General features: G+C 36.4%; 7 protein-coding genes. 6 read left to right on the top strand and 1 reads right to left on the bottom strand.

Annotated features, from left to right (window positions below; genetic code table 11):
- Positions 1-1,426, bottom strand: a 1,426-nt coding sequence (locus tag ACXJIE_RS05370; protein ID WP_456479944.1) for a molybdopterin-dependent oxidoreductase, incomplete at its 3' end; no start/stop codon positions are given.
- A 211-nt stretch (positions 1,427-1,637) separates the two neighbouring features.
- Here ACXJIE_RS05370 and ACXJIE_RS05365 point away from each other — a divergent pair.
- The 6 genes from ACXJIE_RS05365 to hemA all read left to right on the top strand — a co-directional run bounded on the left by ACXJIE_RS05365 (position 1,638) and on the right by hemA (position 8,906).
- Positions 1,638-2,285 carry a response regulator transcription factor gene (locus ACXJIE_RS05365; RefSeq protein WP_456479943.1) on the top strand — a complete coding sequence of 216 codons (648 nt, stop codon included), beginning with the start codon at positions 1,638-1,640 and terminating at the stop codon, positions 2,283-2,285.
- Positions 2,272-3,888 (top strand): sensor histidine kinase, encoded by a 1,617-nt coding sequence (locus tag ACXJIE_RS05360; RefSeq protein WP_456479942.1) that lies wholly within the window; start codon positions 2,272-2,274, stop codon positions 3,886-3,888. Before ACXJIE_RS05365 ends, ACXJIE_RS05360 begins: the two co-directional genes overlap by 14 nt.
- 91 nt (positions 3,889-3,979) lie before the next feature.
- Positions 3,980-4,534: a cytochrome c3 family protein gene (locus tag ACXJIE_RS05355; protein ID WP_456479941.1), complete on the top strand. Its 555-nt coding sequence runs from the start codon at positions 3,980-3,982 to the stop codon at positions 4,532-4,534.
- A 246-nt stretch (positions 4,535-4,780) separates the two neighbouring features.
- Positions 4,781-5,203 (top strand): thioredoxin family protein, encoded by a 423-nt coding sequence (locus ACXJIE_RS05350; RefSeq protein WP_456479940.1) that lies wholly within the window; start codon positions 4,781-4,783, stop codon positions 5,201-5,203.
- Positions 5,200-7,644 carry a cytochrome c biogenesis protein gene (locus tag ACXJIE_RS05345; protein WP_456479939.1) on the top strand — a complete coding sequence of 815 codons (2,445 nt, stop codon included), beginning with the start codon at positions 5,200-5,202 and terminating at the stop codon, positions 7,642-7,644. The genes ACXJIE_RS05350 and ACXJIE_RS05345 overlap by 4 nt, the downstream gene beginning before the upstream one ends.
- Before the next feature lie 2 nt (positions 7,645-7,646).
- The gene (hemA, locus tag ACXJIE_RS05340; protein WP_456479938.1) at positions 7,647-8,906 is read left to right on the top strand and encodes a glutamyl-tRNA reductase; all 1,260 of its coding nucleotides are present in this window, start codon (positions 7,647-7,649) and stop codon (positions 8,904-8,906) included.
- The last annotated feature ends 53 nt before the right edge of the window (positions 8,907-8,959 follow it).

Here is an 8,959-nt window from a genome sequence, read left to right as displayed (position 1 = left end):
GAAGTCTGTGTGCGAATGTTCCAACCTCTCTTGCTGTTCCACAAGCACTCGGCTGACCAGTTAATGAGAATGCACCGCTTCCTGGTTGAGATTGTTTACCAAGTAATAAATGAACCATATATACAAGTTCGTTGATCCAGCTTCCTCTTACGTGCTGATTGAATCCCATAGTCCAGAAAGATAACGCTTTTCTGTTTGGATCACAGTAAAGATCTGCTAATTTTTGAAGTTTTCTTTTGAAGCTATCAAGTGATTCGTCAGGATCACCTTTTGCTACTTTTGCTACATAATCTAACGTATAAGGCTCAACTGCTTTTTTGAAATCTTCAAAACTGATTTGCCAGTGCCAGAATGGTTGTTTGCCTTTTGTGTGTTTCATTTGCATTTCATCACCTGCTTTCCATTTACCAATTGGGCTAAGAGCAATTGCTTCTTCTTCAGTTACAACTTTAGCAACTTCTTTTGCAACAGTGTCTCTTTCTTTGTCTGTTACATTTGGAGAATTCGGGTTTCTCATTCCGTAACCGATATCCGCATGTCCTGTAGCAAAAATTGTGTGTTTTTTAACGAAGTCCCAGTTTACTGCATTTCTTTTAATAATTTCCCTACCTAAATAGTTCATAATAGCAAGGTCTGTATTTGGTCTGAAAATTATTTCCATATCTGCAAGGTTTGAACATCTGTTTCTATATGTAGATAAGTTAACTATAAAATATTTATCAGGGTTGTTCAGTTTTGCATCAGATACCCTTGACCATAGAATTGGATGCATTTCTGCCATATTTGCACCCCAAACAAATACAGTATCTGTAATTTCTATATCATCATAACATCCTGCTGGTTCGTCAATACCGAATGTTTGATAAAAACCTACAACCGCACTAGCCATACAGTGTCTAGCGTTAGGGTCGATATTGTTACTTCTCCATCCAGCTTTTACTAATTTAACCGCCGCATAACCTTCTTGAATTGTATATTGTCCTGAACCGAATACCGCAACTCCGGTTGGACCTAACTCATTGTAATATTTTTTAAATTGTTTTTCCATTTCATCGAAAGCTCTTTTCCAGCTTACCGGTCTGAATTTACCGTTTTTATCAAACTCACCTTTGTCATTCATTCTTAAAAGTGGTTGAGTAAGTCTGTCCGCACCATACATAATTTTAGCGTTGAAATAACCCTTAATACAGTTAATACCTCTGTTAACCGGACTTTCCGGGTCACCTTTTACAGCTACGATTTTGTCGTCTTTAACCGCTACCATAATACCGCATCCGGTACCGCAGAAACGACAAACCGCTTTGTCCCACTGCCATCCGGCCTGAGTATTTTCGGCCGCCGCTTTAGCTTCGCTCGGAATTGATATTCCCGCAGCGCTTGCCGCCGCTGCTGCCGCTGTTGTTTTTAGAAATTCTCTTCTGTTCATTGACATAAGCACTCCTTTTTAGCTTTTTACATAGTAATGATACAACTTTTTTATAAAAATTTTACTTTTTTTTTACTCAATGGTTTTTTTTTGGCACATTATTGGCACTTTTTTATACACTTGCACACTTTTTTTTGTAAAATAATTGTAAAATCAATTTGTTGCTGTCGGAATGTTGAAATTTGTTATAATAAAATTAAAAAGGACAAATATGAAGATATTACTGGTTGAAGACGATGAATTTATCGGGGAAAGCATTAAAGATTATCTTGAACTACAGGATAATAGGGTGGATTATTACTCTGCGCCTTTAAAAGCGCTCGAAGAGGTTTACCCGAGTCATTACGACATATTCCTTCTTGATATCAATATGCCCGAAATGAACGGTTACGAGTTTTACGACGAACTCAAAAGATACGCGAGCGACGTACCGGTGATATTTATTACTGCCTATTCGGATATGGATCATGTGGAAAAGGCGTTTGAAATCGGGGCCGCGGATTATATAAAAAAACCGTTTGAGCTTAAAGAGCTCGAGCTTAGGATAAAAAGGCTTGTTTTTAAAAAGACGAGTTCCGTAAAAATAACGGACGATTATTCTTTTGACGTTAAAAATCTTAAACTGTTTTATAAAGGTGAGGAGGTGGAGCTTACGCCTAACGAAAAATATTTTTTGGAAATCCTTGTTAAAAACATAGGGCAGGTCGTTGATATGGAAACGCTTAAAGATTATATATGGGAAGAGAAAAGCGTTTGTGACAACACGTTAAGGACGCAGGTGAAAAAACTAAGAGCGAAACTTAAAGAAAATTTTATTAAAAACGTAAGAGGGAGCGGATACAAAATTGAGAAACAGTAACGATTTTAAATTTGACATAACGGTGGCTTTTGTCATATTCGCATTTTTAATTGTTATGTCGCTGACATATATAAGTATTTTTTTCTTTACCAAAATTTCGACCCAGGAATTTCAGGAAAAAGTCAAAATTGCGGCTGAAAACATTATACAGATATATAAAACGAAAGAGGAAATCATTAAAAAAAGCACATTGGCCATTGCGAACAGCGAGCTTTTTTCAAACGAATTTAAAATAAACCCCCAAATTGTTTCTTCAATATTTAAAATTTTTCTTTCTGCAAACAGGGATTTTTTAAAAATAAAATATGTTAACCAATACGGCAAAAGCATAGTCTACTGTAAAAAAATAGACAACGAAATATTCTGCGGCAGCAATGATAAAAGTAATTTTATTTTCAGGGATTTTAAACTTCAAACGGCACTGTTTACAAAAGAGATGATGATTAACGGCGCTCTGGTTTTTGAAACCATTTCGCCTATAAAAGGGGATTCCAAAAAAGGTTTTATCGTTTTGGAATCGACGTTAAAGAGACTTTTTCTCGGTTCAAATAATTTTTACAACCTGCTTTTAATTGACAGGGAGGGAAGGATTTATTACAGTAATTTTTTAAAAGCCAAGAGTATTTTCGATCTGTTTACATATACATTGGCGGACAGGATAAAAAAGGCAAACGGCGTTTTTGTTACAAACGACATTTATGTCGTGGCTTTAAACAAAAAATTTAAACTGGTGTTTATTCAAAATAAGAAACTTATCAATAAGACGAATGAAATTTCCCAGAAACTTGCCATGATAATGATACTTATTTCCATTTTTCTCGCTATTCCGCTCGGAATTTTCTTTTCCAAACCCCTTTATAATTTTTATAAGGACCTTGATAAAAAAGTTAAGGAAGAAATAGCCAAAACACAGGAAAAAGATCAGCTTCTTATGCATCAGAGCAAACTTGCGGCACTCGGTGAAATGCTGGGGAACATTGCCCATCAGTGGAGGCATCCCTTAACAAGGCTTTCACTGCTTATACAGAATTTCGAAATGATGTATAAAACGGGAAAACTTAATGACGACAAATTTGAAAAGTTCAAAAATTCCGCTCTTTCACAGATAAATTATATGTCCCAGACAATCGACGATTTTACTAATTTCTTTAAAAAAGACACCAAAAAAGAACATTTCTGTCCTCAAGAAATAATAGAACAGGCTTTGCAGCTGATGGATGCGAGAATAAAACAAAACAGACTTGAAATTGTTTTCGATGTAAAAAACACGAAACCGATAGAAGGGTATAAAAGTGAATTTTCGCAGGTGGTTCTTAACATAATAAACAATGCCATAGATATTTTAAAAGAGAGAAACATAAAAGATAAAAAAATCTGGATAAGAATTCGCGGTAAAAAAATTGAAATAGAAGACAACGCGGGGGGAATTCCGGAAGAAATTAAAAACAAAATTTTCGAACCTTATTTTACTACGAAATTTCAATCCCAGGGGACAGGCATAGGACTTTATATGAGCAGGGTTATCATAACGCAGCATTTTAACGGGGAACTTTATGCATATAATTCGAAAAGAGGTGCCGTGTTTGTTATCAAGTTTAAATAATGTAAGATTTATGTAAAACAAATGAATTGCCGTTTAGCACTCTTTTAGCACTTTTGTTATTTATAATTCGTTAAAAAGTTAAAGGTGAAGAATGAAAAAAGCAACTTTAGGAGCATTAATTGCAGGTGCCGTTATAGGTTTGGGTATCTCTTATGTAGCGGCTGTTTTGGTTGATGTGACGGGGAAACCTAATTTCTGTGCAAGCTGCCATACAATGAAACCGATGGTTGAAAGTTTCCATCAAAGTGTACACGGTGGCAACAATGAGCATGGATTTGCGGTACATCACTGTACAGACTGTCACCTGCCTAAAAACTCTCTTATCGGGTATTTGATTGCAAAAGGTATAAGCGGAACGAAAGATGCGCTTTCTCAGTTCGGCATTATTTCAAGAGTCGATTTTAAAGAAAATTTCTGGGAGATGAAACACTACGTGTATGACAGTGCATGTCTGCAGTGTCACCATATGGTAAAAGAACCTGAAAAAGCTTTCGGAATGAGCGAAGGAAGCAGATATGCTCACGAACAGTACTGGAAAGAGAAAAAAGCAGGAAAAGACATTAGCTGTGTAAACTGCCACAACGACCATACTATGGTTGACTTTGCGCATCCTAATCTTCTCGAAAGACTGAATGAAGGGGAATAATAAACTCCTTCTTTCGAATTTTATTATAAAATTAAGTTATAGTGTTGCGTTTTTTTATTTTTGAATAAGGTGACAGACACCTTATTGTTTTACGCATTTTCAGTCTTTTAAATTATTATTCCGATTTTAATGGAAACGGATATTTATAAAAAAAAATTATCCCTTGAATGATAATTCATAAAAAAGTCCGAATTTTCGGTAATTTTATGTAAAATTTTTGTTAAAATTCATAAAAAAAGGTTTGCCATGAAAAAAATGTTTGTTTTGCTGGTTTTATTAAGCAGTCTGTTTGCCGTTGACTGGAGCGGTAAAGTTAATTGGGCAATGAATTACGGTATTGCTCAAAATATTGCAAAATCAAGTAATAAACTTATAATGGTCGACATTGCCCTTACCACATGTCCTCCGTGTAAATATTTGGCTGAAAAGGTTTATACGGATCCACAAGTTTCGAAATACATAAACGAAAATTTCGTACCGGTTTTTTATCTTGCGGATCAGGATACGTTACCTCCGACAGTACAAAATTACTTTACGGGCTCTACCCCTACCATTTTATTTTTAAAACCTAACGGAGAGCTTGTTTATTCTATGATAGGTGCAAGACCTCCGAAAGCTTTTTTACAGATTATTGAAAATGTAAATGAAAAATATAAAGGTGAAAAATGATAAAAAAAATATTGGGTGTCTTTTTTTCTCTTGAGACGATGGTAGTGCTTTCACTGGTTTTTTTGGTTGCGCAGATAAGTGCTACTTTGATGAAAACGGATACGGACGCATGGGTTAATGTATACGGCACGCTGTGGTTTGAGATAATTATGTGGCTTTTGGGTCTGAATTTAATCGGTGTGCTTTTTAAATACAAATCATACAGAAAAATACCCGTTTTTGTTTTACATTTGTCTTTGCTGATAATACTTTTAGGTGCGGCGGTTACCAGATATTTCGGTTATGAAGGTCAGCTCTTTTTAAGAAACGGTGAAGTAAAAAGCGAAGTGGTTGTAATTAAAAACAAAGCCCATCCTTCCGATAAGGAAGTTGTGAATTTGGGATTTAAAATAAAACTTGACAAATTTGTTATGAGAAAATACCCGGGAAGTATGCAGCCGAGCAGTTACGACAGCTACGTAACCGTAATAGACGGCGCTAAAAGTTTTCCTTACCATATATATATGAACCATATTCTGGTTTATAAAGGATACAGGTTTTATCAGGCGAGCTATTTTCCCGACGAGCAGGGAAGTATACTTTCCGTAAACCATGACCCGGGTATGTGGCTGACATATATCGGTTACGCGCTTTTGGCAATCGGGTTTTTCTGGAGTATGCTATACAGAAAAAGCAGATTTATGATGACGGTTAAAAAGCTGCAAAAAAGCGGGCTTTTTGCGTTTATATTTTTCTTTTTGCTTATGCCGAACGTTTCAAAAGCCATGAGTTTGGATGAATATGCTAAAAATTCTCTAAATTCCGCAAAAGAATTTTCCAAGATTCTCGTGCAGCAAAACGGAAGAATTAAACCTATGGACACCCTTGATTTGGACGTGATTCATAAAATTACAAAAAAAGCCAAACTGCTTGGTATGAATTACAATCAGCTGATTACCGGTATGCTTTCGTATCCGGAAGTGTTTCAAAACGCACCTTTAATTTACGTAGGGCATCCGGCAATAAGAAAAGAACTCGGAATCAGCGGAAAGTACGCACCTTATAACGTGTTTTTCGGAAACGACGGAAACCTGAAATATTCAAAAGATATAGACGAAGCGTTTAACACTCCCGATAAGGACAGAACGAAAGTCCAAAGGGAATGGATTAAGCTGAATGAAAGAATTTACGTTTCATACCTTGTTTTTACGGGACAGATTTTTAAAATTTATCCTACGCCTAATGCCAAAAACGAAAATTATAAGTGGTATTCGCCTTTTGAAATTCAAAAGATGATTATGATGAAAAAACTTGATCCTTTTACCGGAAATTTTTATGTGAACGAATTTGCTTCACTTGTAAAGGCCCTTAGGGATTTCGATGCAAAAAAAGTGGCCGAAATAAGGGAAAATATTTATAAAATACAAAAAGAATACTCAGCCCCCATCTTACCTGATCCGAATAAAATAAAATGGGAGCTCAGATATAATCACTGGCAGATATTTCCGAGTCTTATAGGTGTTTATTTATTGCTGGGAATAATCCTTATTTTTATAGGTTTTGCCGAGATTTTAAAAGAAAAAAGATTTCCTAAAATTGAAAAAACGCTTTATGTATTGGGTGTTTTGGCGTTAATCGTACACACTGCTAATATGCTTTTAAGATGGTATATAGCGGGGCATGCGCCGTGGTCGGACGCGTATGAGTCCATTGTATTTATCGCATGGGGCAGTGCGTTCGCTTCTTTAATATTTTTCAGAAAGTCAATGCTTGCTCTCGGGGCCGGTCTTTTTGTTGCGGGAATGTTTATGATGGTTGCACACCTTAACAATATAGACCCTCAGATTACGAATATGGTGCCTGTTCTTAAATCATACTGGCTGCTTATCCACGTTGCGGTAATTACGTCAAGTTACGGTTTCCTTGGTGTGGGAAGTATGTTAGGTGCGCTAAATCTTATACTTTTTGCTCTTAAAAAATACAAAAATCTCGACAATCAGATAAAACAGCTTAACAATATCATTTACATTGCGCTTTATATCGGACTTGCGCTTTTGAGTATCGGTACTTTTTTAGGCGGCGTGTGGGCGAACGAAAGCTGGGGTAGATACTGGTCATGGGACCCTAAAGAAACGTGGAGTTTAATTACGATGATTGTCTATGCCCTTGTTATTCACGGAAAAATGATTCCGAAACTCAGGGGAGAGTTTATATTTTCGCTGCTTAGTTTCCTAAGCTTTTTCTTCGTTTTAATGACATATTTCGGTGTGAATTTTTATATTGCACAGGGTCTTCACAGTTACGGACAGGGAACGGCCGAGGGCTACTGGTGGATTAACGTCATATTCGCAGGAATGGGGGCATGGTTTGCGGTTGTGATTGTTACGTTAATAATGGGTATACTCTCAAGAGTGTCGAAACCTGTAAGGTTAGAAGACAATGAATATCATCCGAAAGGTTGAAAATGTATTTTATTATAAGTTTTAACTATAGAAATTCCGATGTTGTTTTAAGAAGCAAACTTGCAAAATTAACTCTTGAAGATTTCAAGGATTTTAAAGAGGTTTTTCTTCTTTCGACCTGCAACAGAATAGAAGTGGTTTTTGATAAAAAATGGGATTTGACAGAACTTTATGACAAAGTGTATAAAAAAGTAATAACCCCGGAAGAACTTGTAAAAGCTGAAATTTATGAAGGGCGTGATGCTATTGAGCATATTTTCAAGGTTGCCGCTTCTCTTGATTCGATGGTGGTGGGAGAAACACAGATTACCGGCCAGCTTAAAGAAGCTTTTTACGATGCGTATGAAAAACATTTTATAGGTCAGGATCTCACAAGGCTTATTCATTTTTCCTTTAAATGTGCTAAAAAAGTGAGAAACCAAACTCAAATATCAAGCGAACCGGTGTCTGTTGCAAGTATTGCGGTAAGAAGGGCGAAAGAGGAGCTTAACGATTTAAGCGGTTACAGTGCCGTAGTTGTGGGAGTGGGTGATACGGCGAGAATCGTGTGTAAAAACCTTATAAAAGAGGGAGTGAATATAATTCTCGTAAACAGAACGGTTGAAAATGCTTTTGCCCTAAAAGAAGAGCTCGGGGATGAAGTAAACATCGATATACATTCGCTTGAAAAACTTCCTAAACTGATAAACAATTACCGTCTGCTTTTCAGTGCCACGGCTTCGAGTTACCCGATAATAAGAGGAGAGGACGTCAAACCGACCTCTTTTAAAAGATTATGGTTCGATTTGGCGATTCCGAGTGATATAGAAGGTCCGACATGTGATGATATAACACTTATAAAAGTTGACGATTTAAAAGAAATCAGTGAGAGGAATCTGCAGAAAAGACAAAAAGAACTTGAAAACGCCAAAGAACTTATAAACAGATGTGTGGATGAATTCGAAAAATACCTTCAGTCGGTTTCAATTGATCCCGTTATTAAGTTTTTACAGGAAAAGGCGCATGAGTGTGCCGATTTGGCTTTGAAAAACGCCGTTAAGAAAAAATATATCCCCGCCGAAGTTGCCGATGAGGTCGAAAAAGTGCTTCATAACGCTTTTAAAAGGTTTTTGCACCATCCGAACGTTACGCTTAGAAAAATGGCGGACAGTGCGGAGGTTGACATTTTGGTTTCATCGGTGAAAAGACTTTTCGGAATGAACGGTGAAAACCTTGATATGAACAAATGTGAATACCATATGGAAAAGGGAATATTTAAATGAATTGAGAATGGAGAATTGAGAGTTGAAGAAGTGAAAAATGAAAAAGCTTGCCT

Source organism: Nautilia sp. (assembly GCF_053994455.1).
The sequence above is the reverse complement of the archived record's forward strand: the minus strand, read 5'-3'. Positions and strand labels throughout refer to the sequence as shown.

Coding starts and splice junctions, on each gene's coding strand:
- ACXJIE_RS05350 (WP_456479940.1), top strand. CDS start 4,781: ATGAAAAAAATGTTTGTTTTGCTGGTTTTATTAAGCAGTCTGTTTGCC.
- ACXJIE_RS05355 (WP_456479941.1), top strand. CDS start 3,980: ATGAAAAAAGCAACTTTAGGAGCATTAATTGCAGGTGCCGTTATAGGT.
- ACXJIE_RS05345 (WP_456479939.1), top strand. CDS start 5,200: ATGATAAAAAAAATATTGGGTGTCTTTTTTTCTCTTGAGACGATGGTA.
- ACXJIE_RS05365 (WP_456479943.1), top strand. CDS start 1,638: ATGAAGATATTACTGGTTGAAGACGATGAATTTATCGGGGAAAGCATT.
- hemA (WP_456479938.1), top strand. CDS start 7,647: ATGTATTTTATTATAAGTTTTAACTATAGAAATTCCGATGTTGTTTTA.